The organism is Mesorhizobium sp. 113-3-9, assembly GCF_016756515.1.
Lineage (GTDB): Bacteria > Pseudomonadota > Alphaproteobacteria > Rhizobiales > Rhizobiaceae > Mesorhizobium.
Map to the genome: position 1 here is coordinate 3,281,529 of NZ_AP023246.1, position 25,806 is coordinate 3,307,334.

Consider the following 25,806-nt stretch of genomic DNA (forward strand, 5'->3'; position numbering starts at 1 on the left):
TGGTCGCGCTTCGTCTCGCACTTTTCCTGGGAATTGCCCCTAGCCGGTGTCGCTGCCCGCCGGCGCTGCCTCGATCTCCTGGAGATAGAACGTCTTGCTCGGCTGCAGATGGTCGACGCAGAGCTGCGCCAGCACCCAATTGTCCCTGCGCTTCAGCGCCTCGATCATCATCAAGTGGTGTTGCCGGGAGATATCGAGTTTTTCCCTGTCGGCCAGCGAATTGGCCCGTACCGGCAGGCTGAGGCGCATGTAATGTTCGATCGACGAGACGAGATAGGCATTGCCGCAGGCCGAGAACATTGTGAGGTGGAAGCGGTCATTGGCCTCGTGGATGCCCCTGAGGTAGCCTGCGTCGACATGGCCGCTGTAGATGCCGTGTATGTTGGTCAGTTCGGCAATCAGCGCGTCGCTGGCCGGCAGGGGGATCATCAGTGCCGCCTGGCGCTGCAGCATTTCGCGCACTTCATAGATCTGCCGCACCTCCTCGGGCGAGAGCCGGCGCACCATGGCGCCCTTGTTGCGCTCGCGTGTGACGATGCCCAGCCTCTCCAGCTGGTAGAGCGCCTGGCGGATCGAGTGGCGCGAGACAGGGAAGCGGGCCAAGAGCACATCCTCGACCAGGCGCGTGCCGGGCGCCAGCCGGCCGAAGATGATGTCCTCCTCCAGCGCGTGCACGGTGTCGGCTTCCTTGCCGCCATAGTCGAAACTGCTGAGCATCGCGAACCCTTGTTGCTCCCGGCCAATTCCATTGACCCGGGACAGCACTCTAGAGCATTTCACCGTTTCGCGGAAACGGCGAACCGCTCTAACTCTTTGTTTTGACGCAATTCCCAAGGGCAAGCGCTACGCGCTTGTCCCGGGAAAACCGCTGACACTTTTCCCGGGATTGCTCTATCCCTCGCGCACAAGGCTTGCCACAAGCTGGTCGAGGCGCGGGTCGTCGAGGCTGACGACGCCGGACATGCGCAGCGCCTGCCGCAGGCTGATCCTGCGGACCTCCTGGCGCATGATGACCTTTACACAGACCGGTCCAACCGCGGTCAGGATGAAGGCGTTGCCGACCAGAACCGGTTCAGAGTAAGGCGCCCACTGCACGGCCACGATCGATGGTTCGCCGGTCTGGCGGCGGTTGATGCCGGCGAAATAGATCCAGTTCAGCCGCGAGATCGCCACGCCATAGTGCCAGCCCGGCGCCCGCGCTCCGCCCTGGCGGTGGCCTTCGGCCCATCGGGTCACGCGCCTGAAAGTCACGCGCTCGGCCTCGCGCCGCACGAAGGTGACCGACCGCATCACAAGGTCGGGCCGGTCCGGAACCGCGAAGTAGGTGAAATAGATGCCGCCTGCGATGGCGGGGGACGGGCCGCGCACCATGTTCTCGTAAAGCGTCTGGTGGATCGGTGACAGGCCGGCGTCCGCGAGCGCGGGCGCGTCCGGCGCGCGATACAATTCATCCTCGTCGATCTGGAAATAGTCGCAGATCAGCTTGGCCGTGGCCCGGTTGGGCACGCTCTTGCCTTGCAGATAGCGCTCGAACTGCGTGCGGTTCATGTTCAGTCCGCGGCATACGGCGGCCACCGACGCATGGCTGCTCACCAGCCGTCGGAGATTCTCGGCAAGATTCCTGCGGATGGGCACGACACCGCCTCTCGACAGCCGTCCGGACCACTATTCAAGCAATTGCTTATACTTCGTCACTCTCTCACACCACCGCGCCGACGCGAATGGGACCTTTGGCCAATAGGCGGGTGCAGAGCCAGGTAATGTACGATTTCGTACATATTGCCTATCCGAGCCATGCGAATGGGCAAGATCCGCCAGACGGTCGCAGCAAGCGATTACGCCGGCACGTTGTTCGCCATCGATTGCCTGATTGGCGTGGCTGCCGAGCAGACAAGTGCAAACTCGCTGACCTGGAACAGGCCGGCATGCCGGTTGGCAGGGACCCGAATGTCGGCGCAAAGGGCACGGTTGCCCACTTCCAGGCAAGGCGGCTAGGCCGGGCGCGGGCAAGGCGGCGCGCGTGCGGCGCTTGCCTTGAGCGTTTTCGCCAAACTCGTGCAGGCAGGAGACAATCTTAGCCCAGGATAATCTCGCCGATCAGCCTGGCATGATCTCTCCGATCAGCCTGGCATATTCGGTCTCGGCTTGGCCGTAACCGCCATTGGCGAGTTCCAGTAGCCCGGCGCGGTCACGAATGACGATCTCGCCACGGCGCGAGCGGATCAGCGCGCGGCCTTCCAGCAGTTGCAGCGCGACTGTGACGCCCGGTCGCCGCACGCCAAGCATGATCGACAGGAATTCGTGGGTGATGGCCAGACGCTCGCCAGGCACCCGGTCATCGCACATCAGCAGCCAGCGCGCCAGCCGCTCCTCGAGTTTCAGCCTTGCGTTGACAAGCGCGGTACAGCCGGTTTGCGTGTGCAGGGCGTTGACGAAGCGCAGCAGGAACAAGCGCAAGGTCGGGCTCGCCGCAAGCGCTGCATTGAACGCGGCGGCATCGATGCGGACGGCTTCGCCTTCGAGTTGCACGAAGCAGGCATGCGCGGCACGGTCGTCGCCCATGACCAGGGCGGATCCGGTCATGCCTTCGACGCCGATGAAGCCCACCTCCGCCTCATGGCCGCTCGTCGTGCTGGCGACCACCGAACCAATGCCCTGCTCGATGAAGTAGACGGCCTCTATCGGCACATTGGGTGTCACCAGCATCATGCGCAAAGGCAATTCGCAGCGCTGCATATGCGGCGCCAGCAATGCGAGATCGCTCACATGCATGCGCCGCAGCAATTCGTTTCGGTATTGAGGACTTCTGTCTTGTGCGGGATCAGACATAACTCTGCCCAATACAGGGCAAGAGCCATCCGATCTCCCAGCCGTCCGCGCCCGTGACAACGTGCGAACGATAGCCTGTATATAGGGGCCTGGACCGAAAAGCCCTAAGAATACGGCACTGAATTCGATTCACGGCGCTCCCTCTCGCCGCTCGCATACGAAAAGATCGACCGCAAAGTTAGTGTCGGAAACGTACCAAACGCTTCTTGGTACGAAACCGACATATCTCCTGGAGGCGCTAGGGTCGGCGATCTGCCGCACATGGCGCCAGCCGACCGGGAGCGGTTCGGGTGAACTGGGCTGGCGCCGCGTGGCGCCTACTTCTTTGACGAGCTCGCCCGTTCAAGAACGGCAATCCGTCTGTCAGTCTCCACCAGTGCGACCTGCATAAGCGTGTCGATCTCGACCATCGCCTCGAGATGGCGCGCATCGATCACAGCCTTTCGCGCGAGACTCAGGAATCCCCTGACAATTCGCAGGGTTTCGACAACGCCGGGTTGGTCTGACAAGGGCGGCCCTCCTATGGGTACAACCCTGAAGCGGTGGCAACGTTCCACCCAAGAATTGACTCGCTATTTTTGTACGAAAGCGTACGCTTCTCAAGTCGTCCGCCTTCCACGGCACACGGACGCTTGGTAGCCAACTCAGGTGCTCCCGCCACGTTCGCGGAGACTGAAATGGCTGACGACCATTCAGGCAAAACGGTAACAGCGCTGGATTGCGAGATTCTTCGCGGCGCCTTCAGGAAATCAGTCGTCGAAAATCGTATCGCCGAAAGGGAATGGCGCATGCACGCGCGGGTGCTGGCGCGCGAATTGACCGAACTCGACGAGATCGATCCGGACATCCTGGACTGGATCGTGCGCAAGTAGATTTTTGCCGCTTTCGAGATGCCCGCGCGGCGTCAGTCGACGTCGATCGCCTTCGGTCGAGCTTTGCGTGGCGGGGGCATGTCCCTGGGGATGGGATGAAAACGAACTCATTGCCCGGAACCGGGGGTCGACGGGGAAGTTGTGGGAAAGCTCCCTCCAACCCTTTCGAAAGCCCCTGCATGGAAAAAACGTTCAACCGCATGGCTGGCGCGGTCGCCCGTGCCACCGGCAGACCTTGGGCCTTCGCCCTGTGCCTGGCGTCGGTTTTGGTTTGGGCGGCGACCGGTCCGGTCTTCCACTACTCCGAAACCTGGCAGCTCATCATCAACACCGGAACCACCATCATCACGTTCCTGATGGTCTTTCTCATTCAGAACACCCAGAACAGGGACGGCGCGGCGATCCAGGTCAAGCTGGATGAACTGATCCGGTCTGGCCTGGGCAAGAACGACTTCATCGGTATAGAGCACCTCACCGAGAGGGAGGTGGAGGAATTCCGCGCCATCTGCGAGAAGGCCAAGCAAGCCAAGGAAGTGGCGAAACCGAAGGCAGCGAAGAAGAGCTAGTGGATTGAGCCGGACGCCTGGATGGAGCGCCGGGTCGCCAGGGGCCGCCACTGGCCGAGCATCATGGAGAGCCAGATGTTTCCGGATGGTGCCGGGAGAACTCCCTCACCGACATCAAGACAGGCATCAGACCCCGACCGGAATTCGTCAGTCCGTACTCGACACGCGGCGGCTGCTCGTCGAAATCGTGCCTCGCGACAAGTCCATCATTCTCCAACTCCCTGAGATGCTGCGTCAGCATCTTTTGAGAGATGTCGGGTATATCTCGCATGAACTGTGAAGATCGCATCGAAGTTTCCGCGAACAATCGGAACAGGATCGGCAGCTTCCATCGTCCACTGATCATGCGGAGCACTCTGGTAACGTGCTCGACAGATCCATTCGGGCCGAGGCAAACATCTCTCTGCTCTCGTTTGACAGGCACTTTTAAGTGCGTAATTGCCTCGTTCATCGCAGTGTCCTCTTATGCATTCCCGATATCAACATGGGAATTGCACGATGGATTTGAAACTCGACGGCAAGGTGGCGCTGGTCACAGGCAGCAGCAAGGGCATCGGCGAAGGGGTGGCCAGAGGGCTTGCGCGGGAGGGGGCCATCGTCATCGTGCATGGTCGCAAAAAGACCAAGACCGAGGAAGTCGCTCACGACATCGTCGTTGAGGGCGGGCGGGCCTACGCCGTCATCGGCGACCTGACAAACGACGAACAGGTGCAACGCCTCGTCGAGGATGCGCAGGCTTTCGTCAAACCTGTCGAGATTTTGGTAAACAATGCAGGCGGCTCCGGCGAAACGGAAGACTGGTCCACGACACGACCCGAGACATGGGCTGCAAGCTACGACCGGAACGTCCTTGCGGCTGTGAGGGTCACCTCTCGCCTCCTGCCAGCCATGCGCAAGGCGAAATGGGGGAGGATCATCAACATCTCAAGCCTGGCAGCGTTGATGCCACCATCGAAAAGACCGGACTATGCGGCAGCCAAGGTGGCCATGATCGCGATGACTGCCTCGCTCGCAAAGGCAGTGGCGATCGATGGAATCACTGCAAATACCGTTTCACCTGGAACGATCCACAGCGTCAGCCTCGACGAGGCGTTCCGAAAGGTGGCTTCGAACGAAGGCATCGCGGCCGATGCCTCGTGGACCCAGATCGAGCAGAAAGTACTGCCAATGTTCGCTCATGTTCCCATCGGCCGGGTCGGAACAACCGAGGAGATCGCCGATGCCATCGCATTCCTTGTCAGTCCGCGCGCCAGCTACATAACAGGTGTGAACCTGAGACTTGACGGAGGGATGTGGTCGGGACTTTAGCCCTTTTGGGGATGTCCGGTCTGCGTATGGCCAGCACGATCCGGGCGTCCCAAACATGCTTCCGAAGCTTACGATCTGTTGGGCTCGGATGGACGACCACGCCACGTATGCATCAAGTATCAAGCAGACGAGGTACCAATCCGCGTCGTCTCGCGTGAGGGCGCGGCCGAGGCCCGGCTCTCTGTGTTTTTCAGCTCCGCATCGATGGCCGCGGGCGAAGCATGCTCAAGCCCCACCACCTCGTTGCGGGCGGCGTCCAGGGCGACGATTATCTCGTTGAGTTTCGCCTGTATGGCCGAGGTGTCGCGGTAGTTCTGGATCAGGACAACGCCTGTCAGGCACATCGCTGAAATGGAGATGATGTAGGTTCCGAGCGTCGCGCTGGTGAGCAGTGCGCAGACAAGGGCCGCGCCCAGCATCACATAGAAGCCCGGCGGCTTGGAGAAGAACTCGGCGAGGGCATAGAGAGGTCTGTCCACCCAAATCTCCGCCTGAGGATGCAAGCAGCCCGCCATCCCGATGAGGGCGGCGGGCTCCTTCCCGATCGGCAACCCGCCGATCGGACTGACTGATGTAATGTCCGAGAAAGAAGCCGGTTCCAGCGGATGGTCGCTAAAGATCGGCTTCAGCCCAGCTTCACCTTCGGTTCGCGCGCCCACAAGCGCAGGTCGCCGAGACTGGCGACGAAGCCGGCGACGTCCTTGGGCGATGCAAGCGGGATCACCGCCTCGTCCTCGGCCACGCCCGCCTTCGCCAGCAGTGGTGCCGCCGCTTCGACGAAACCGATGAACTTGCAGTGCGCGAAGGCGTCGGCGACAAAGTCTCGGGCGGTCGATTCCTTCAGCAGGTCGGCCATTGCGGGCTTTGCCGGCAGGAGCGCGATGGCGTCGTAGAGAACCGACGGTGCGCCTGCGATCATCTGCTGCGCGTCGATCCAGCTGCCGTCGCTCGCCTTGGCGCCGCCGACCTTCGGCGCGATGATCTCGAACTTGGCGCCGGCTTTGGTCAGCGCCTGCTTCAAGGCATTCAGCAAACCGGCATCCGTTCCGTCGGTCACCAGGATGCCGAGCTTGCGGCCTTCGAAGCGGCCGGGGCCGTTCTTGAGGATGCTGAGCGCATCCGAGGTGGGAAGATCCCTGCGCGTCGGCACCGCCGCATCGGCGGGCTTCGGCATGGCTTTCAGGCCGAGCGCATCCGCCACCTTGCCGGCCAGCCCGTCATCGATGTTGAGAAGGTGGGAAACGACGCGCTCGCGGATGACAGGCGTCTGCACCTTGCTCAGTTCGAAGGTCAGTGCGGCGGCGATATGGCCTTGCTCCACGGGGTCCTGGCTGATGTAGAACTGGCGCGCCTGGCTGTAATGGTCGGCGAAGGTTTCCGACCGCAGCCGTGCCTTCGGTCCGGCTTCGACCTCGGCAAAGGAACGGAAACCCTTTTGCGAGGATTCGCGCGGGCCTTCGTCCCATGAGTTGGGCTGGTAGTTGGCGCGCCCGACCGGGTTGCGCATCGCCATGTGGCCGTCCTGCTGGAAATTGTGGAAGGGGCATTTCGGCGCGTTGATCGGGATGTGGGTGAAGTTGGTGCTGCCCAGCCGTTTGATCTGCGTGTCGAGATAGGAGAAATTCCGGCCCTGCAGCAGGGGATCGTTGGAGAAGTCGACGCCGGGCGGCACGTTCTGCGTCATGAACGCGACCTGCTCGGTCTCGGCGAAGAAATTGTCGGGCATGCGATCGAGCACCAGGCGGCCGACCGCGATCGGCGGCAGCACCTCCTCGGGAATGAGTTTCGTCGGATCGAGGATGTCGAAGTCGAAACCGTCGGCGAAAGCCTGGTCGAAGAGCTGCAGCTGCAGCTCCCATTCCGGGAAATTGCCGGCATGGATGGCGTCCCACAGGTCGCGGCGATGGAAGTCGGGGTCGGCGCCGTTGATCTTGACCGCCTCGTTCCACGCGACCGACTGGAGGCCGAGCTTCGGCTTCCAGAGGAATTTCACGAAGGTCGATTCATCCTTGGCGTTGAGCAGCCGGAAGGTGTGGACGCCGAACCCTTCCATGAAGCGCAGCGAGCGCGGAATGGCGCGGTCGGACATCGCCCACATGATCATGTGCATGCTTTCGGGCGTGAGCGAGATGAAGTCCCAGAAATTGTCGTGCGCGGTCTGCGCCTGCGGGAAATCGCTGTTGGGCTCGGCCTTCGCGGCGTGGATCAGGTCGGGAAACTTGATCGCGTCCTGGATGAAGAACACCGGCATGTTGTTGCCGACAATGTCCCAGTTGCCTTCCCTGGTGTAGAGCTTGACGGCGAACCCGCGCACGTCGCGGGCAAGGTCGGCCGAACCCTTGTTGCCGGCGACCGTGGAGAAGCGCACGAAAGCCGGTGTCTTCTCGCCGGCGCGCTGGAAGATGTCGGCGCGGGTGTATTTGGCCAGTGATTCATAGGTTTCGAAATAACCGTGGGCGCCATAGCCGCGGGCATGGACGACGCGCTCGGGGATGCGTTCGTGATCGAAATGGAAGATCTTTTCGCGGAAATGGAAGTCTTCGAGCACTGTCGGGCCACGGGTGCCGATCTTGAGCGAGTTCTGGTCGTCCGAGACCGGCCCGCCTTGCGCGGTGGTCAGCACCGGCGTCGCGCCGGACGCGGTCTGGTGCAGTTCGCCGCCTTCGCCACGCTGCAGTTTCTGATCGTGAATGGTCGCCGCCGTTCCGGCCGGCTTGGATGCTTGCTTGGCCATGACTGAAATCCTCGAGGGGTCAATGCGCGGGCTGCGCTGGTCCCTCAATCTCTGGCAGGGCAATGCGTTCCCTGCCGGTTTCAAATCCGGACGTGAAGAAGGCCGCCGTTTGGCGCGGCGGCCTTCAAGGGCTTCAAGAGGGAAGAAGCCCTCAGAGGTTCTTGTTGATCGCGGCGGCGGTCTTGTTGGTCGCGTCCTTCACGGCGGACTTGGCGTCGCCGACAGCCTTCTGAACCTTGCCCTTGGCTTCCTGCGCCGCGCCTTCGGCGCGCAGGCGATCATTGCCCACGGCCTTGCCGACGCCTTCCTTGGCCTTGCCTACAGCCTGATTGGCGAGACCCGAGGCCTTGTCACTGGTGCTTCCCATGGAATGTTCCTTTTTTGCGAATTGTCTGCCTGACCGGCGAGGACCAACGTCGCTTTGTCGGGAAGGTTCCGCACGCCATGGAGAGCGCGGCAAACGAAAAGGCCCGCCACCGACGCGACTGGTGACAGGCCTTCTGGAGTAGACCGGGCGTCCCACCGCCCGGCCGGTTGCAAAACCTGTCAGCGGGGCGATCGTTCCATCACGACAAGAAGCCTGCGGTTCTTCCGGCCTCGCGGATCATTCCGGGTTTTCCGGCCGCGACGTCGCTGGACCTCGCCCATGTCTCCAGCTTCGGCGCTGCTACGAGCCTTCGATTCACGCAGATCGAGGTGCATGTGCCTGTTGTAACCGCCGAGAGTTTCTCACGCTTAAAGCGTCGGCTTGGCGTAGGTTTAGTCCACGCACTGTGAGACCGGACAAGCTTGAGCTGTGACTGAAGATAGCTTCTGGCGCTTCAGAAGCGTCGGCTTCACATAGTTCTTCTTCATTTTATTCCCCCTTGCCTCAACATTGACCAGCACAGGTGACGCGGGGGAAAGGTTGATGTCAAATTTTTCGGTCCCTGAAACCGCTGGCATCAGATGATTTGGGTCATGCTGATGCCAAAACCCCACAAAAGGCGCGAAATGCCGGGCACCAGAAGACGGGGGCCAATAGGGCCTCTTCGCTGCGAACGGCGCAAAAAAAGCCCCGCCGGCCGAAGCCTGGCGGGGTATTGATTGGAGGAGTGGATCGAATGGGAGACGATCCGTATCGGAAACGCCAAGGCCGCGAAAGGGTTCCACTCTTTCGGGAAAGGGATCACCCCAGTCCCTGGGCTGCGCGCAGGATGGTTGCGCGCGCCTCGCGGCCTTCCGGTGTCGGCAGCCCGGCATAGTTGTGGGGCTGGCCCTTCCGCAGGTGAAGCTCGACGGGCACGCCCGCCGCCCGCGCCTTCGCGGCGAGTTCGATGCTATCGGGGTAGAGCATGTCTCGAGTGCCGGAAAAGACGAGCATTGGCGCCAGGCCGTGGAAGTCGCCGTTCAATGGGCTGACATAGGGATGGGCGGGGTCGAGATCGCCGGCATAGAGACGGGCACCCTCGAGCGTTCCGGGAATATCCAGCAGGGGATCGACGGCGGCGATTGCCTCCCGCTCGGGACTATCCAGCAACGCATTGACGCCGGGCGAGATCAGCACCAGGCCGCTCGGTTGCGGGTATCCCTGATCGCGCAGCCATTGCGCGGCTGCCACCGCCAGCCCGGCCCCCGCCGAATTGCCGATCACCGTGACCTGTGCAAGCCCGGCCTGTTCCAGGACCTTGCGCAGCAGCGCGCCTGTCGCCGGCACGACGTCGCTCGCCGTGGCGCGTGGCGCCAGCGGATAGATCGGCACCACGCAGCGCACGCCGGCTTCGCGGGTCAGCATGCCAACGATGCGCCAATGGGCGCGGACGATCTCGTTGATATAGCCGCCGCCATGCAGGAAGACGACGATGTTGCCGGTGCTGAATCCAGTGGATGGCGCGGTGTAGTAGACCGGCCATCCCGCCACATGCGTCGATGTCACCGCGACGCCACGGCCGAGCCCTGTCGGTTCATGGGAAGCCGGCCGCAAGGCAAGCCTGCGCGCGTGCCGCCGCACCGAAGCGGCGGACGCCAGCCGCTTCTTGAAGGGCAGAAGTCCAAGCAGGGCGTTGATGCAGCGGCTCTGCCAACTCGGTCCGGCATCGTCCGGAGACGCCTGTGGCGGTCTTCCGTCCTCCTGGATGTCGTGCGCCAAAACTATCTTCGCGATGTTCATGTCCATGTCCTGTCCGAATTCGGTTGGTTGCCCTCCCGACGCTCCATGGCGTCTGGCCATTCGCCGGCGCCCGGAGCTATAATACGAGCGATTGCTCGCATTCTCCTACTCGCATTCGGACCGGAGGCCATGGCGCGAAAACCGCTCACCAAACCCAGGAAGACCGCCACTCAGGAGCGCGCGCGCGTGACGGTCGACGCGCTGGTCGAGGCGACCGCTCGCATTCTGGTCAAGGAGGGTTTCGACAAGGCCAGCACCAACCGGATCGCAGAGGAAGCGGGTGTCAGCGTCGGTTCGCTCTACCAATATTATCCGAGCAAGGAGGCGCTCGTGGCAGCCGTCATCGATCGCCACAATCGGGCGATCATGCGGGTCGTGACCGCCGCCTTCGCGGAGGTCGCTTCACAGCCGGTCGATAAAGCGGTGCGCCGGCTGGTCGCGGTGGCGATCGAGGCGCACCAGATCGACCCAAGACTGCACCGCGTGCTTGCCGAACAGATCCCGCGTACGGGACGCCTTGCGGATGTCGAAGCCTTCGGCCGCCAGACCTATGCCTTGTTCAGGGCCTATCTCGAAGCGCATGGCGATGAGCTGCGCACGACCGATCTCGACATGGCCGCCTTCGTGTCGGTGACATCGATCGAGGCACTGGCCCACACGGCGGTCCTGCATGGGCCGCAAAAGCTCAGCGGCGAAACAGTGCGGGCACTGGTCGACGAGGCCACGCGGCTGGTGGCGGGGTACTTACGCTAGAGCCGGCAAGACGCCGGAAATCGCGGGGCGTACAAACGCTCTCCGCTCTTCCGTCAGTTCCTGTCCACCGGCTTCGAGCGCATCCTCGATACTGTCTCGCGCTCCGCCCGCTTGGAGCGCAGCGGCGGCAGGCCGCGGTCGATCAGGTCCATGTCCTCCAGCACCATGTCGCCCATGCGCTTGAAGGCGATGTCGAGCGTGCCGGCGCGGTGGGCCGAGCGCAGGAAGCCGGGCAGGGTGCGCACGGGATGGTCCGGCGCCAGCGGTTCTTCCGGAAAGACATCGCTGGCGGCGACGATGTGGCCGCTTTTCACCGCCGCCATCAAAGCGGGGAAATCGACCACGCCGGCGCGGCTGAGCAGGATGAAGGCAGCGCCCTTGCGCATTTTCGCAAAGGCATCGGCACCGAGAAAGCCCTGGTTCTCGGAGGTCACCGAGGCGACGACGAAGACGAAGTCGCTGCGCGACAGCACCTCGTCGAGCGAGGCCGGCTCGACGCCATTGTCGATCAGTATCGATGGCGGCAGCCAGGGGTCGAAGACCCTTGTGTGGGTGCGGAAGCCCGACAGCAGGCGGTTCAGCGCGCGGCCGAGATCGCCGAAGCCGACGATGCCGACATCGGCGCCCGACAAAAGCCGTGCCGTCAAATTGCCGTCGCCACCCCACAACTCCTTGCCTTGCCGGAAGGCGAGGTCGGCATCGACGATGCCGCGGGCAAGGTTCAGCGCCATGGCAAGGCCAAGCTCGGCCACCGGCTCGGCGAAGACGAGGCCGGTGGTGACGACATGGATGCCGCGCGCGAACAGCGCCTCGTAAGGCATGTTGTTGAGGAGGTTGCTCTCGACGTTGAAGACGCAGCGCAGCGCCTGCATGGCGTCCAGTGTTTCGGGCGCGATCGGCGGCTGGCCGACGATGTAGCGGGCCTGCGCCAGCACATTGGCCGGCAGGCCGGCGACGCCATCGGCCGTGGTTTCGACGACGCGGTATTTCGCCTTGAAGCGCGCCAGCTGCGGCGGCGTGAAGATCAGCTCGAGCGTGCGTGGTTCCGGCGCGCTGATCACCAGCGGCAAATCCTTGTTCGACATGATGATTCCTCCCGGCGCGACCCGCGCTCTCGCGGCAATAATCACCTCGCGTGAACCGATTTACAACTCGGAAAAATCGATTATTCATGTCCCCGGCGGACAAGAAAATTGCCTCTGGCCGCGCCTCGGGAGGAGGAGCCATGGCACATAGGCAGGACCAGCCGCGGCGTCCGTCGATCCACGACGTGGCGAGCCGGGCCGGCGTATCCGCCGCCACCGTCTCCAAGGTCATGGCCGGTGTCACCACGGTGAAGCGCGAGAATGCGCAACGCGTCTTCGATGCCGTCGAGCAATTGGGCTACCGCGTGGATCCGCTGGCCTCCGACATGCGCCGGGCCAGGCGCCGCATCATCGGCGCCATCATGCCGGAATTCGAAAGCGAGTTCTTCGGCCAGATGCTCACCCAGCTCGAGAGCCTCGCCGAGCAGCGCGGCTACACGCTGGTGGCGGCGTCGAGCCGCGAATCCGAAGCGCGCGAAACGGAGATCCTGGCCCGCATGCATGACTGGCGCGTCGCCGGCGTGGTGCTGGCGCCGGTGCGCAACGAGCATGGCCCGGCGGCCGCATTCATGAAGGCCAACGGCATGACCGGCGTGCTGATCGACCGCGTGCTGTCGGACGATGCCTTCGACACGGTGTCTGCCGACAGTGCCTCGGCCAGCGCCGAAGTGGCGCGCGAGCTGCTCGGCAAGGGCCACCGCCACGTACTGGTGGTCGGCCTTGGCGAGCAGGCGGCGACGGTGCGCGCCCGCCTCGACGGGTTTCGCGCCGCCGCGCTGCGACTGGCGCCGGATGCGCGCATCGACGTCGTGCTTGCCGAAACCGATGTCGAGCCGCTCAGGGCACGGTTGCGCGACTATTTTGCAAAAGGCGAGCGGCCGACGGCGGTCTATTCGCTGTTCCTCAAGGGCACGCTGGTGGCGCTGTCGGAATTCCGCCGGCACGGCTGGCACTGCCCCGACGACATTTCGCTGGTCGGCTTCGACGACGCCGAATGGATGCAGGCGACATGGCCGGCCATCGCCGCCGTGGTGCAGCCGGTGCGCCAGATCGCCGGCCACGCCATGGACGTCCTGTTTGCCAGGATCGAAGGCAAGCAGGGGCCGCCGACGGCGCGGCTCGAGCCTTGCCGGGTCTTGATGCGGGAATCCGTTGGCTCGCCAGGCAGCGGCCCGCATTCCGGGGAAGGGGGCCGACAATAGTCCGCCATGCGTGGAAGCCGGCGAGCACGCTCGGGAGATGCAGCCGCACGGGATCGTTCAGGCAGGTTGTGAAAGCCTGGCACAATTGACACTGGGTGCCGAAGCGGTTCTTTATGGCGCGGTATCCAACGCGGAGGCCCTACCCGATGAAGAAATACGAGAAGCCAAGCTGGCAGAAGCGTGAGCGGCTTTCGGCCGTCACGGCCCAGGCGGCCCCATCATCAGGTTCGACGCCGCCGCCGCCGCCCTGAGCGGGCCGGAACGACGCTTTCGCCCGATGGGGCGAGGTGCAAGGCGCGGTCGCTCGATCGCGCCTTTTTGCTTTTGGCGGGAAAGTCCCTCACGCTATGCCGGGCGCCCGCCGCGGTCCCAGATGGCGCACCTTGCGGCTGATGATCATCAGCCGGCGCGCCGTGTTGTTGCGCAGGCGCCGCGCGCGCCATTCCAGCCCGGTTTCAGTGGTGATCCGCTTGGCATAGATGCTCGCACGCATGCCGCCCTCGTCGGACGCCACCTTGACCGGGTCGTCATAGAAAGTGCTGATCTTGTCGGCCGCCATGCCCGGTGTTTCCAGCCAGCGCGGAATGTGAACCGAATGAAGCTGGTCGACATCGATCATGACCCGCCCGATGCCGACGCCCGGCGTCGGGCATGTCGTCCAGAACGCGTCGCCAATGAAGACGACCCCGTCGCGGCGATGGCCCGCCGTGGTCGTCAGGTTGACCTGCCTGACCTCGACCGGGCTCGCCACTTCGAAGTTGCCGCACCGCGCTGAAATTTCGGGCATCAGCTCGCAAAGCATCTTCTGCGGATTGGCGCGAAAGTCCCTCGTCCATTGTTCGGCGACGGTGCGATAGACGAACATGTTCGCCCGCATCTTGTTGCCGATCGGAAAGATGGTGATGTAGGCGACACGGTCCTTGGCGCGCTTGCCGAAGCAGTTGATGGACTGATACGCGAATTCACGCGGCGAAATGGCGAGATCGAATCCCATCGAGAGCGAATGCGCCTTCGACAGCTCGATGCGCTCGACGCCGATGGCGCGCCGCACCGCCTCGCTGTAGCCGGTGGCCACCACCAGCAGGCGGGCATTGATGACGGAGCCGTCGGCCAGCACCAGCCGCTGCCGGTCCGGTCCGGTCGAGACCTCGGTTACCTTGCCGACCGTCAGCGGCACCTGCGGCGGCAAGGCGTCGCGCAGGCCATTGATCAGCGCACCGTAGGAAAATGCGTATTCCCACTTCTTTTCACATGCGAAGAATTGGCCGAGGCGGAACACGTGAATGTCGGTAAACGGGGTGACGAGAGGCATGAGCATCTTGTCGAGGCCGAGTTTCTTGAACAACTGCATCTGTTGCATGCCGATCTTCTCGGCCCGGAACTCGTCGTGATGAACGCGGTGCGGATCGATCAACGCCACCTTGCGGCCGGCATTTCCCAACAGTGTTGCCAGGGTGGTGCCGGCCATTCCGGCGCCAATGATCGCCACGTCGACTTCGGCCGGGGCAGCCTCGGCGGTGGTCATGTCGTTGCCCTTCTGCTGGTCATCTTCCGTGTCCGCAATCTGTGGTGGAAATATCTTCCGGGCCCATATCAACCTCAAGCAACCAGCGCGGGTGGCTGGTAGTACCCACTGTTCAGGTTAATGGTGGGCGCCTCTCCTGTTTCCAGCGCGGCGCGATCGCCGAGCCATCGATGAATTCCAGGCCGCCCGCCTCGTTGAGCGAGTGCAGCTTGCGCCCATTCCATAGCGCACCAGGGGTTAAAATGGTCTCGACAACCTGCTCCATGCCGTTCACATCAAGGTGAGCGACGCGTGCGATGCCAAGGGCCGCGCCGTAACTCCTGCGGCAATCCTGCACCGGGCGCAGCAGGTCGTTGCCGCGCCTGACCATGCGGCCGGCCGGCCGCGCCGAGGCGATGTCGACCAATACGGGATTCTTGGGGTGCGGCGTCCACGGCCCGCGAAAGTCCGGCGCCGACCACAGGTGCAGCGCATCGGAGAAAGCGCCGCCGCCGTCGCGGACGGTGGCGAACAGCCACCAGAGGCCGCCATGCTCGACCAGCGTGGCGTCGCTGGCGACGATATCGGACAAGAGCGTCGCTTCCTTGACCCAGCCACCGGGGAAAGCGGTGGCGCGGTAGAGGTCGACCGTGCGGTTGGCGCAGCTTTCCGGCACCATCCAGACCTCGCCGTCGCGCTCGAAGACGAAGGGGTAGGAGAGGTGGTAGGGCAGGTCGAGCACCGGCTCGGGGCGTCCGATCGGCCCCGATGGGCCAAACGGCACGGCGGAGATGATGGCCTTGCCGAGGCGGTGGATATAGTCCTCGACGAACAGGGTTACCTGTCCCTGATGGAGGATCGGAAACGGATCGGCGTAGAAGCGGCTGCCGTCGTCGGGCAGCACCTGCCAGCCTGTTGTCGGATGGGCGCGCAGGTCGAACAGGTCGCGGCCATTGGTCTGGCGCCAGCCGACCTTCCAGTGCGGGGCATTGTAGCAGAGGTGATAGATCTTCTGGACGACGCGCCGCGCCAGCGCCTTGCCCGCCCTGATGCCAAGCCTGGTGGTGGAGGGCATCTGCGGCGAGGCGCCGGCCTGCGCCGGTTCAGGCAGGACGGGCACGGTGCGCGCCGTGCCGGCCATGGCGGCGACGATCAGGCTTGCCGTGCGCGCCAGCATGTCCTGGAACGAGGCAAGCGCGATGCCGCCATATTCGGTGCCCAGGCGTCCTTCGGCAACAGTGGTGCCGTTCTCCTCGATGCGGGCGATCGGCGTGCGGCCGTCGAGGATCAGCGCCAGCAGGGCCGCTTCGCCGGCGGCGCCGTCATAGGTCACGCGCCAGACCCGCGTTCCTTCCAGCTGGACGTCGCCGCAGAGGTCGATCACCAGATCAGGGGAGGCGGGCTGCTGCGTCCGGTAGGGCGCCAAAGCCGAAAGCGGCAGGCGCTTGGCCAGCCCGTCCGCCGGCAGGCCATGGATGGCCGTCTCAAGCTGAAACAGCGCCGTGGCGCTGCCTGGAATGCCGCCCCCGGCCGGCCTGGCGTCGACGGAAACCTCGACAGGGGCCAGTTCGGCCAGACGCTGCAGGAGCAGCAGGTGAAAAGCACGGACGCGCTCGCTGTCCAGGCGCAGGCTCACCCGCATGTCGCACCCCTAGCATCCTGACGTTCGGCATCTGGCCGGTGTTCGAAAATTGGACACGCCAGAGGCCCGGACGGATGGGTCGAAGTGAAGTGTTGCCCCATTTCCGTCCGTCTCCTGCTCGCCCGCGCCCGCGTCACCACGATCGTGCCTTTATTAGGCAAACTCCGTGCCAAAAATCAGAAGAGCTCCCAACATAATTAACAGTGTTTTAACAGTTGGAGGAATAGCTAGGCTGAGGCCGCAATTAATCTTTTGGGGCATATGGAGTGTTGTCGGAGCGACCTTTGCAATCATCCCTGCTCTCGTTGCCGCAACAACACGCTCCAGAGGTGATCCAATACGCCCCGGAGCCAGCGCCGACGGCGTCCTATGCATCCTCTACCGTCGAGCTGGGTGACCTGAAGCGCATATTGGTGCGCCGCCGCTTTCTGATCTTGTTTACCGCCGCGCTGCTGACCCTTGGGGCTCTGCTCTATGGGCTGTTCACGCCGGCGCTCTACAGTTCGGTGGCCGAGATCATCATCGATCCGCAAGACCTGCAGGTGGTCACCAACGACGTCAATCCGAGCCGCGTTCCGCCCGATGGCGGCATCACCATGGTGGAAAGCCAGGTCAGCGTCGTCCAGTCGACGGGCGTTCTGCTCAGGGCCATCGAGGCAACCAACCTGACCGAGGATCCGGAATTCAACGGGCAGGGCGGGTTGGTGAGCCGTTTGCTCGGCGGCTTGCTGGGTTCGGGGTCGGCTGAAACCGACAGGACCGGAAAGACGCTCGATGCGCTGCGCCGGCGGCTGGCGGTGAAGCGGGCCGACAAGGTGCTGGTCCTCGACGTGATCGTCACCGCCAAGAGCCCCGACAAGGCGGCGAAGCTCGCCAATGCCATCGCGCAGGCCTACCTCGCCGACCAGGCGAGCGCGCGCGCGAAGATGGCCACCGACGCTTCCGATTCCATCACCGCGCGGCTGGACGAACAGCGCAAGCGCGTGCAGCAGGCCGAGAACGCGGTGGAGGCCTACAAGTCCGCCCACAACATGGTGATGGCGGCGGGCAATCTGGTCAGCGACCAGGAACTGACCGAGATCAACACGCAGCTTTCCGCCGCGCAGAGCCGCACCGCGACGCTGAAGGCGCAGGTCGACCAGCTGCGCCGGTCCGGCGGCGCGCCGGACGCGACCTCGGAAGCGATGCGCTCGTCGGTGATATCGAGCCTGCGGGCGCAGGAGGCGACGCTTGTCGACCAGGTCTCGCAGCTTGGCACCGAACTCGGGCCGCGCCACCCCTCGATGATCGCGGCGCAGCAGCAGCTGCGCGACACGCGCGCCCTCATCGCGCGCGAACTCGGCCGCATCGGCGCCGCCGCCGAGACCGACTACGAGCGGGCGCTGGCCAACCAGCAGGCGCTGGAGGCCAAGGTCGCCGGCATGAAGAGCAAGTCGCTCGACACCGACCAGGCTTCGGTCAAGCTGCGTGAATTGCAGCGCGACCTCGAGGCGGTGCGCTCGGTCTACGCCACCTATCTGCAGCGGGCGCAGGAAACGCGCGAGCAGATCAATGTCGACAGCACCAATGCGCGCATCATCTCGCAGGCCATGCCCGCCTTGAAGAAGAGCTGGCCGCCCCTGCCGCTGCTGCTTTTCGGCGCGCTCTTCGGCGGGCTGGGGCTGGGCACCGCGCTCGCGCTGATCGCGGAATATTCCTCGCCGACCGTGCTTTCCAGCGCGCAGATGCAATCGGCTATCGACGCGCCGGTGTTTGGCGTCCTGCCGGCGAAATCAGCGCGCCGCCGCTGGTGGCCTTTCGGCGGCGCGGCCGCCTCGGCCGGGCAGAAGACGGATGCGGTCGCGGGCCTGGCGCTGAGGCGCCTGTTCGCCTCCAGCCGGCGTCCGCCGAACTGGCCGCTGGTGCCGTCCATCCTGCTGACATCGCCGCCCGAGGACGCCGCGCAACGGGGCAGGGTGGCGCGCCTGCTCGCCAATGCGGCGGCCGCCAGGGGCAGCCGCGTCCTGTTCATCGACACCAACAATGCCGGCGGCGGCAAGAAGGAGCCGCAGCCCGGCCTCCTCGACGTGCTGCGCGGCGAATATGCCTTCGAGTCGCTGAGCCAGTACACGGCCGGCAGCAATGTCGCTGTTCTGGGCAGGGGCAGGCAAAAGGCCGTCTTTTCCGAGGCGCAGGGCGTCTACTTCACGCAGCACATGCTGGCGCAGGCGGGCCGCAATTTCGATCTCGTCGTCGTCGATGGCGGCGCGCTGGCCGACAATCTCAACGCCTCGCCGCTGGTCGCCATGGTCGACGAGATCGTGATGGTCGCGACACTGAACTCGACGCCGATGCGCGATGTCACGACGGCCTCGCAGGCCATCTCCGTCATGGGGCGGTTGCCGACCGGCGCCTTGCTGGTCGACGAGGCGGCCTGACATGGTTGCGATCCGGACCGCCAACCCGGCAGCCGGCTGGGCCGGTTCGGGTCAGGCCGGCGCCGGCAGCTCCGTCGATTGGCTGACGAGCTTCGGCCTGGTCACCGTCGTGGCGCTGCTGTTCGCCATCTCCGGCGGCATGCTGTGGCTGGTGGGCTATAATTACGACGGCCTGACGGGCAACCCCGCGACCAAGATCCATCCTTCGACCTATCTGCTGATAATCGTGTTTGCCTGGCGCGCCTGCACCTTCGGCAATCCGGTCGGCTACATGGTTGCCGTCGCCGACCGGCGGCCGGCCAGCACGCTGCTGGCGGTCATGTCGATCGTGCTCCTGGTCGTCGTCATCGCGCGCCAGCGCCCCGGCATGGCCGGCATGATCGACACGTTCGTGGCGCCGGCGCTGCTGGTGATGATGCTGGGCGAGCAGGACGAGAAGACCTTCGCCCGGATGCAGACCGTGGTTCACGCCATCATGACCGTGAACGCACTGCTGGCGCTGTTCGAGTTCGCCACCAAGACGCTGATCTTTCCCTATCGCCTCGACGGCGAAGCGTTCATGACCGACCTGCGCTCGACGGCGCTTCAGGGCCATCCGCTGTCCAACGCCACGGTCACCTCGATCTATGTGCTGGCGCTGCTCTCCGGCTCGAAATCGCTGTCCATGCCGCTGCGGCTCGGGATGATCGGCCTGCAATGCGCGGCGCTCGTCGCCTTCGGCGGCCGGTCGGCGATGGTGCTGACGATCGTGCTCGGCGGTTGCTACCTCCTCATCCTGGGCCTGCGCGGCTTGCGCACGGGGCGCGTCAACCTGCTTGGCGCGGCGCTGGGCCTCATCCTTGCCGCGCTGGTCCCGGTGGTCATCGCGGTGGCGGCGTCCTACGGCTTTTTCGACGCGCTGCTCGAGCGCTTCGTGTCCGACTCCGGCAGCGCCAATGCCCGCGTCGAGATGTTCGACCTGTTCAATCATCTGGAATTGCGCGACGTGATCGTGGGGCCGGATATCGACCTCATCGAGAGCCTGCGCCGCATCAGCGGCCTCGAGCAGGGCATCGAGAACCCGATCATCCGCATGGTCCTCTACCAGGGCGCCTTCTTCACCTTGCTGTTGTTCGTCGGCTTCGCGCTGTTCATGCACGAAGTGGCGCGCCGCTGCCATGCCGGCATCTGGCTGCTGATGCTGGGCTGGCTGATCCTGCTCAACACCTCCGAAAGCCTGGCATCGAAGACGACGCTCATGACCAAATTCGTGGTGATCGCGCTGGTGCTGTATCGGCCGGCAACGGGTGTGGTGGGAAGAAAAGCCCAGACGCAACCACGCTTTTCGTCATCCTAGGGTCTGCGCCGCGTCGCTTCGCTCCTTGCTCCGCCCTAGGATGACGAAGAGAGGGAGGCGTTCTGTCAATCGGGACGGTCGGCGCTTACCCCGGCATCATCAACCCAAGCGCCTCGACCATTGCCGGGTCCAGCGCGCGGGTTTTGTCGTCCATCATGCCCATGCCGTCGAAGAGGTCCCAGAAGGCCCAGGGGAAGCCGGCGGCCTCGGCGCTCTGCCGGACGTCGGCGATGTAGCGGGCGCGGTCGGGGTTGGGTGCTGCCACATAACGCGCGTCCGTGCGCAGCGCGCCGAATTCGCCCATGATGACGCGCGCCGGCGCGATGCCGTTTCTGTCGGCCCAGTCGCGCGCCTGGCTGAAATATTTGTCGATGAACCAGCGGTCGGGCCGGGCGTCGAAATAGACTTTCAGCACGCGCTCGGTTTCGGCATAAGCGGCCATCTTGTCCGCTTCGGAGGTCTCTTTATCCGCGGCCATGCGCGCCCTGACGGAGGCCAGCGTCTTTTCGAGCGAACCGGCGGAGGCCGGCCACGGCACGTTGTTCAGCGCGCGGTAGACGGGCTCGCGCATCCACGGCGCGCCCTGGTGGCTGAACAGATAGGGCTCGTAGAAGTGGAAGGTGAACAGGATCGGCTCGAAGGCCGCCAGCGGGGCCGGATCGAGCGCGGCCAGCCCGCTCACCATCGAGCCGCAGCCGCCGGTGACGACCAGCGGCAAGGCCCGGGATGACGCTCTCGCCGCCGTCAGCAGCGATGCCTGGACCTGCGACCAGACGTTTGAATCGCAGGATTGCGCCGGTTCGTTGACCGGCTCCAGCGCCACCATTCCGGGCGTGAACCGGTCCAGCCTGCCGGCAAGCTCGCCGACCAGCGCCCGATAGGCCGCGAATTCGGGTGCCGCGGTGCTGGAGACCATGCGGTCGGGGTTCCAGTAATGGGTGGCGCCGTTGGCCTGGACGTTGACGATGATGCCGAGACCGGCGTCGATCGTGGCGGCGACGGCCGCGTCCAGCATATCCAGCAACTTGCCGCGCGTGGTGGCGTCGGCGGCCAGGAACGGGCCGGGATCGACGGGCAAGCGGATGAAATCGAGCCCGGTGGCACGTAGCCGGCGGAGGTCGTCGGGGGTTGGCACCGGCCGCTGCGCCTGGAAGGGCGGCCAGTCATAGTCGGTGCGCGGGGCGGGAAATTCGCGTGTCAGCGCAAACCAGGGCCAGGCGTTGACGCCGCGGCGGAAACGCCATTCGCCGCTGGCGGCAAGCGCGGACGGTGCGGGAAGCTGCGCCAGCGCCGCGGGCACCAGCGCCGTCGACAGCGCGGTACACAGCAACCGCCGCCGCGACCAGCCCGTCATACGGCGCCGGGCGAGGGGCGGTCGATCGCGGCTGTCCGCTCCGATGTCACGCCGAGAAGCCGGTAGGCTTCATCCTCATAGGCAAGCAGCACATCCTCCCAGCGGAAGGCTTCGCGGGCGCGCGTCCTGGCGGCTTCACCGCAGGCCTTGACCAGCGCGTCATCCTCCATCGCCTGCCGCATCCGCTCGGCGCAACTCCGCGTATCGGTGAAGTGGACGGCGGCGGCCCCGGCGACCCATCTGTTGTAGGGATTGTCGTGCGCGATCACCATGTTGCCGGCGGCCAGCGCCTCGACCAGCGACGGGTTGGTGCCGCCGACGGTGTGGCCATGCATATAGGCGCGCGCGTGATACCTCAGCGCCTTGACCGCCGCCTGGTCGTAGATGGCGCCCGGCAGCACCACCGAGGCGTTCGCCGCCTTGCGGATGGCGACATGATAGGGATTCTGGTCGGAGAGCGTGCCCAGCACCACCAGCTTCATGTCGCGTTTCTGGCTGCAGAAGGCTTCGACGATCGGCAGGATGTTGTTGTCGGGCTCGATGCGCGCGATCGAGATCAGGTATTTTCCAGGTTCGAGCCCGAGCGCGCGTACGGGCGCCTCGGGTGCCGATGTCACCGGGTCGGCGCCATAGGTGATGGTGGCGATGGCGCTGCGCGGCCGCCGTGTCGCCAGGTGATCGGCGATGACAGGATGGTCGGCGACCAGACGGTGCGAAGCCCAGGCGCCGATCCATTCGTTGAGCCAGAACCAGGTGCGCGCCGCTGCTCCCCATTTCGGGCGGCGCCACTCGATACCGTCCATATTGGTGATGATCTTGCGCCGCATCAGCCTGAGCCAGGTCAGGAATACCGCGCCGTTATAGCCGAGCACCAGGCAGACGCCGGGCCGGCGCGCGGCATCGAGCACGCACTGCCAGTCGAATTCCAGCGTCGCGCGCGGGCCTTTCGAGGCGACCTGGATGTGGATCAGGTCGATGCCGCGCCAGCTGTCGAGGCGCACCCGCTGGTCGACCCGCTCGACCTCTTCCTGGCAGTAGACGCCGACCTTCCAGCCGCGTGCGACCAGGAAGAGGGCCAGCTTCTCGGCGAAGGTCTCGAAGCCGCCATGGGCCGCGGGAATGCCGCGCGTTCCCAGGATCAGGATGGAAGGCTGTTCCGATTTCATGGCTGCTGGTACTTTCAGGTCCGCTCGATCCGTGATGCGAGGCTGTGTCATCTCAGAACCGCAGCCTAGCGATATCCATGCCAGACTCAGTTCCGGCCATCATCGCACTGGGGTTGTAAAATATTTCTTCCAACCGCCGGAGTTGTTTCACTATCGGTCAACTTTCCGCACGTATGTGTATCGAAACGAGGCAATGCCGGGGCCAGTCGGCCCGCAGATGGGTATATTAGCCCGGTATGATCCTTGCTGATGGACTTCTGCGCGCCGGAATCGGCGGAGGGCGCGCAGCATTGGTGTGGTGATCCCCGTTCATGACCACACTCGCAACCAGTGAAGTCCAAAGGGGTGTTTCCGGTCGCCGGTACCGTCAGGCGGCGGGATCGTCACACCACCCCTGACAGAAAGATGCATGTGAAGATGCGGATTGCCTGCATCCACCAGGGCTACGAACTCTACGGCTCCGACCGCAGCTTCGCGGAGAGCGTGGCGGCGCTGCGCGCCGCGTTTCCGTCCGCCGACATCGAAGTGGTCCTGCCGCGCAGCGGGCCGATCCTTGAGATCCTGGAGCCTCATGCCAGCCGGATCGTCTTCGAACCGCTCTGGGTGCTGCGGCGTCAGGCGATGCTGAGGCTGGCGACCATCGAGATGGCGCGGCTGCCGGTCGCGCTGTGGCGGGCATGGCGGCGCCTGCGCGATTGCGATCTCGTCTACGTCAACACCTCGATCGTCGCCGACTATGCGCTGGCCTCGCGCCTGCTGCCGAAGAAGGCCCTGCTGCACATCCACGAGATTCCCGAAGGCGTGCTGCGCCGGATCCTGGTCGGGTTGATGCACTGGAGCCGTGCCGATCTCATCTTCAACTCGCGCGCCACGCGCGCCGCGTTCGGCGATCCCAGATCCGCGCGCTCATATGTCGTCTACAATGGCGTTGCCGGTCCGGCAGCGGCCGAACCGATGACCTATGACGGCAAGCGCCCGCTGCGGGTGTTGCTGCTTGGCCGCATCAACCGGATCAAGGGCCAGGAGGTGCTTCTGGAGGCAATCGCCTCGATGCCGGCGGAGCTGAAGTCGAGGATCGAGGTGCGGCTGGTCGGCGGCGCTTTCGAAAGCGTCGAGCGCGAGCGCGCCCTGGCCGAACTCGTCGGGACCATGGGGCTGGCCGATCAGGTCAGCACCTTGCCTTTCATCTCAGACCCTTCCGAGCATTATCGCTGGGCCGATATCGTCACGGTGCCATCGCGGCGCCCGGAATCGCTCGGCCGCGTCGCCATCGAGGCGATGGCCTATGGCCGGCCGCCGCTGGTGTCGGCGATCGGCGGACTGGTCGAGGTGGTCAGCGATGGCGAGACCGGCTGGCATGTTCCGCCTGACAATGCTGCCGCGCTTGCCGCGAAATTGCAGGAGATCGTGCTTGCCCCTGAAGCCTGGCGCGGGTTCGTCGCCGCCGGGCGCAAGCGCTACGAGACGATGTTCAGCGAGCCGGTCGCGGCCGCGGCGATCGCCGCGATCGCCGCCGACAAGCTGAAGGCGGCCATGGCAAGGCCAGGCAAGGCGGCGACCACCCGCCAGGCGGAGACACAGCCGTGAAGTTCCCCGTCCATCTGGTGCGACGCCTCGTGCTGATGATCGGCGGCGAGGCAATGCAGAGCGGCTTTCACTTCGCCCTCAACCTCGCGCTGCTGCACATGCTGTCGGCGCAAGGCTACGGCCTTTTCGCCCTCGCCATGGTGATGGGCGGCGTCGGCCTGTCCTACATCAGGTCGCTTACCGCCGTCCCCGCCTCGATCTGGATGAGCAAGAGCACGAACAGAGCCGGCGTCGATGCCCATGACGTGGCCTTCGGAACGGCGGCGCTGGTCGTGGCGCTGCTGATGGCCGCCGGCACGGCTATTCTGATGCATCTGCTGGGCGACCCAAGCGGCATTGCCGCCGGCTGCTTCGTCGGCGCCTGGTCGCTGCGCAGCCACATGCGCACGGCATTCTTCACGCGTCGCCAGCAGGTGGTCGTCTCCATCAGCGACGCCGCCTTCACGATCGCCGGCATCGTGCTCGCCGGGCTGGCGATCTGGTTCGCCAGGGACGTGCTGCAGACCGTGTTCTACGCCCTTGCGGCGGCAAATCTATTTGGCATCTTCGTCCTGGTCCGGCTGGCGGGCCGCAGGGTTCGCGTCAGTTTCCGCATGCCGACGCGCCGGCGCTACACCAAGCTCTGGCGCCAGCTGTGCTGGTCGGCCTTCAGCGCGACCACCACCAACATCCAGGGTCAATGCCTGGCGCTGCTGGTCGCGGGCATTGCCGGACCGGCCGCCTATGCGCCGCTGGCGGCGGTCCTCGTGCTGTTCGCTCCTCTGCGCATCATCAGCCTTGCCTTCGTCAACATGACGCAGCCGGAACTCGCGAAGCTGATGCAGGCCAACGAAACGCGCCGCGTCTGGGCGCAGGCGAAGATCTGGTCGCTCGTCATGGGGCTCGGCGGCCTGGCCTATGGATGCGCCATCATGTTCGTCCTGCCGATGATAAAATCCCAGGCTCTGCAGGATGCCTCGGTCGGGTTCATCGGGCTTTTCGTGATCGCGAATTTTGTGCCGATCATGCTCTACATCATGCCCCGCATCGTGCTCGAGATCTTCGGCGATTTCCGGATCGTCGCGTTCATCACGATGGGCGGCGCGATCGTCGGGCTGGCGCTGATCGCGATCCTGCTGGCCGTCGCGTCCCCGCCATGGGCGCTGCTGGGCTCGGCGGTCTCCGAGACCTTCGTGCTCGTGGCATCATGGTATTTCGCGCATCACCGCATGTGGAACATCGAGCATCCGGACCAGCAGCGGCACAGCCGCCTCGGCTCCTGGCGGCGGGCGGTCACGTTCGCCGCGGCAAAGCGATAGGAGA

Annotated in this window: 23 protein-coding genes; 9 read left to right on the top strand and 14 right to left on the bottom strand. The window is 64.6% G+C overall.

Translation table 11 applies throughout. The features are described 5' to 3' along the window. Positions 1-39: 39 nt before the first annotated feature. The 4 genes from MesoLj_RS15950 to MesoLj_RS15965 all read right to left on the bottom strand — a co-directional run bounded on the left by MesoLj_RS15950 (position 40) and on the right by MesoLj_RS15965 (position 3,338). Positions 40-717, bottom strand: coding sequence for a GntR family transcriptional regulator (locus MesoLj_RS15950; protein WP_202326647.1), 678 nt, complete (start codon positions 715-717; stop codon positions 40-42). A gap of 174 nt (positions 718-891) precedes the next feature. After that, on the bottom strand, positions 892-1,635 hold the full coding sequence (locus tag MesoLj_RS15955; protein ID WP_202326648.1) for a helix-turn-helix domain-containing protein: 744 nt from the start codon (positions 1,633-1,635) through the stop codon (positions 892-894). 462 nt (positions 1,636-2,097) lie between these two features. After that, positions 2,098-2,829, bottom strand: a complete 732-nt coding sequence (locus MesoLj_RS15960; RefSeq protein WP_202326649.1) for a Crp/Fnr family transcriptional regulator — start codon at positions 2,827-2,829, stop codon at positions 2,098-2,100. A 317-nt stretch (positions 2,830-3,146) separates the two neighbouring features. Further along, positions 3,147-3,338 (bottom strand): hypothetical protein, encoded by a 192-nt coding sequence (locus MesoLj_RS15965; RefSeq protein ID WP_202326650.1) that lies wholly within the window; start codon positions 3,336-3,338, stop codon positions 3,147-3,149. A 168-nt stretch (positions 3,339-3,506) separates the two neighbouring features. On the opposite strand from MesoLj_RS15965, the gene MesoLj_RS15970 reads away from it, so the two are divergent. Both MesoLj_RS15970 and MesoLj_RS15975 read left to right on the top strand, forming a co-directional pair. Next, positions 3,507-3,701, top strand: a complete 195-nt coding sequence (locus MesoLj_RS15970) for a hypothetical protein (RefSeq protein ID WP_140774074.1) — start codon at positions 3,507-3,509, stop codon at positions 3,699-3,701. Positions 3,702-3,901: 200 nt separating this feature from the next. Next, positions 3,902-4,267 carry a low affinity iron permease family protein gene (locus MesoLj_RS15975; RefSeq protein ID WP_446720315.1) on the top strand — a complete coding sequence of 122 codons (366 nt, stop codon included), beginning with the start codon at positions 3,902-3,904 and terminating at the stop codon, positions 4,265-4,267. 61 nt (positions 4,268-4,328) lie between these two features. Here MesoLj_RS15975 and MesoLj_RS15980 read toward each other — a convergent pair whose 3' ends face one another. Further along, positions 4,329-4,718 (bottom strand): winged helix-turn-helix transcriptional regulator, encoded by a 390-nt coding sequence (locus tag MesoLj_RS15980; RefSeq protein ID WP_202326651.1) that lies wholly within the window; start codon positions 4,716-4,718, stop codon positions 4,329-4,331. A gap of 47 nt (positions 4,719-4,765) precedes the next feature. Between MesoLj_RS15980 and MesoLj_RS15985 the strand changes: the two genes are divergently transcribed. Then, positions 4,766-5,575: an SDR family NAD(P)-dependent oxidoreductase gene (locus MesoLj_RS15985; protein ID WP_202326652.1), complete on the top strand. Its 810-nt coding sequence runs from the start codon at positions 4,766-4,768 to the stop codon at positions 5,573-5,575. A 119-nt stretch (positions 5,576-5,694) separates the two neighbouring features. Here MesoLj_RS15985 and MesoLj_RS15990 read toward each other — a convergent pair whose 3' ends face one another. The 4 genes from MesoLj_RS15990 to MesoLj_RS16005 form a co-directional block, all read right to left on the bottom strand. Then, positions 5,695-6,054, bottom strand: a complete 360-nt coding sequence (locus tag MesoLj_RS15990; RefSeq protein WP_140774070.1) for a low affinity iron permease family protein — start codon at positions 6,052-6,054, stop codon at positions 5,695-5,697. Between the two features lie 146 nt (positions 6,055-6,200). After that, on the bottom strand, positions 6,201-8,309 hold the full coding sequence (katE, locus tag MesoLj_RS15995; protein ID WP_202326653.1) for a catalase: 2,109 nt from the start codon (positions 8,307-8,309) through the stop codon (positions 6,201-6,203). A 151-nt stretch (positions 8,310-8,460) separates the two neighbouring features. Continuing rightward, complete coding sequence (locus MesoLj_RS16000; protein ID WP_019859538.1) at positions 8,461-8,676, bottom strand: CsbD family protein; 216 nt, start codon at positions 8,674-8,676, stop codon at positions 8,461-8,463. 801 nt (positions 8,677-9,477) lie between these two features. Then, entirely contained in the window at positions 9,478-10,458 is a 981-nt protein-coding gene (locus MesoLj_RS16005; protein WP_202326654.1) for an alpha/beta fold hydrolase, read from the bottom strand. Positions 10,459-10,587: 129 nt separating this feature from the next. Between MesoLj_RS16005 and MesoLj_RS16010 the strand changes: the two genes are divergently transcribed. Next, positions 10,588-11,211 carry a TetR/AcrR family transcriptional regulator gene (locus MesoLj_RS16010; RefSeq protein ID WP_202326655.1) on the top strand — a complete coding sequence of 208 codons (624 nt, stop codon included), beginning with the start codon at positions 10,588-10,590 and terminating at the stop codon, positions 11,209-11,211. Positions 11,212-11,264: 53 nt separating this feature from the next. On the opposite strand, the gene MesoLj_RS16015 is transcribed toward MesoLj_RS16010, so the two are convergent. Then, the gene (locus tag MesoLj_RS16015; RefSeq protein WP_202326656.1) at positions 11,265-12,296 is read right to left on the bottom strand and encodes a hydroxyacid dehydrogenase; all 1,032 of its coding nucleotides are present in this window, start codon (positions 12,294-12,296) and stop codon (positions 11,265-11,267) included. A gap of 140 nt (positions 12,297-12,436) precedes the next feature. Between MesoLj_RS16015 and MesoLj_RS16020 the strand changes: the two genes are divergently transcribed. Continuing rightward, positions 12,437-13,498, top strand: coding sequence for a LacI family DNA-binding transcriptional regulator (locus MesoLj_RS16020; RefSeq protein WP_202326657.1), 1,062 nt, complete (start codon positions 12,437-12,439; stop codon positions 13,496-13,498). Between the two features lie 340 nt (positions 13,499-13,838). On the opposite strand, the gene MesoLj_RS16025 is transcribed toward MesoLj_RS16020, so the two are convergent. Next, complete coding sequence (locus tag MesoLj_RS16025; protein WP_202326658.1) at positions 13,839-15,023, bottom strand: FAD-dependent oxidoreductase; 1,185 nt, start codon at positions 15,021-15,023, stop codon at positions 13,839-13,841. A 112-nt stretch (positions 15,024-15,135) separates the two neighbouring features. Next, positions 15,136-16,644: a glucosamine inositolphosphorylceramide transferase family protein gene (locus tag MesoLj_RS16030; RefSeq protein WP_202326659.1), complete on the bottom strand. Its 1,509-nt coding sequence runs from the start codon at positions 16,642-16,644 to the stop codon at positions 15,136-15,138. 329 nt (positions 16,645-16,973) lie between these two features. Between MesoLj_RS16030 and MesoLj_RS16035 the strand changes: the two genes are divergently transcribed. Both MesoLj_RS16035 and MesoLj_RS16040 read left to right on the top strand, forming a co-directional pair. Continuing rightward, positions 16,974-19,061: a GumC family protein gene (locus MesoLj_RS16035; protein WP_244735452.1), complete on the top strand. Its 2,088-nt coding sequence runs from the start codon at positions 16,974-16,976 to the stop codon at positions 19,059-19,061. 1 nt (position 19,062) lies between these two features. After that, on the top strand, positions 19,063-20,397 hold the full coding sequence (locus MesoLj_RS16040; protein WP_202326661.1) for a VpsF family polysaccharide biosynthesis protein: 1,335 nt from the start codon (positions 19,063-19,065) through the stop codon (positions 20,395-20,397). An 85-nt stretch (positions 20,398-20,482) separates the two neighbouring features. Here MesoLj_RS16040 and MesoLj_RS16045 read toward each other — a convergent pair whose 3' ends face one another. Then, complete coding sequence (locus tag MesoLj_RS16045; protein WP_202326662.1) at positions 20,483-21,751, bottom strand: glycoside hydrolase family 5 protein; 1,269 nt, start codon at positions 21,749-21,751, stop codon at positions 20,483-20,485. Further along, the gene (locus MesoLj_RS16050; RefSeq protein ID WP_202326663.1) at positions 21,748-22,917 is read right to left on the bottom strand and encodes a DUF1972 domain-containing protein; all 1,170 of its coding nucleotides are present in this window, start codon (positions 22,915-22,917) and stop codon (positions 21,748-21,750) included. The genes MesoLj_RS16045 and MesoLj_RS16050 overlap by 4 nt, the downstream gene beginning before the upstream one ends. A 417-nt stretch (positions 22,918-23,334) precedes the next feature. On the opposite strand from MesoLj_RS16050, the gene MesoLj_RS16055 reads away from it, so the two are divergent. After that, positions 23,335-24,504 carry a glycosyltransferase family 4 protein gene (locus MesoLj_RS16055; RefSeq protein WP_244735547.1) on the top strand — a complete coding sequence of 390 codons (1,170 nt, stop codon included), beginning with the start codon at positions 23,335-23,337 and terminating at the stop codon, positions 24,502-24,504. Continuing rightward, positions 24,501-25,802, top strand: a complete 1,302-nt coding sequence (locus MesoLj_RS16060) for a hypothetical protein (protein WP_181179991.1) — start codon at positions 24,501-24,503, stop codon at positions 25,800-25,802. Before MesoLj_RS16055 ends, MesoLj_RS16060 begins: the two co-directional genes overlap by 4 nt. The last annotated feature ends 4 nt before the right edge of the window (positions 25,803-25,806 follow it).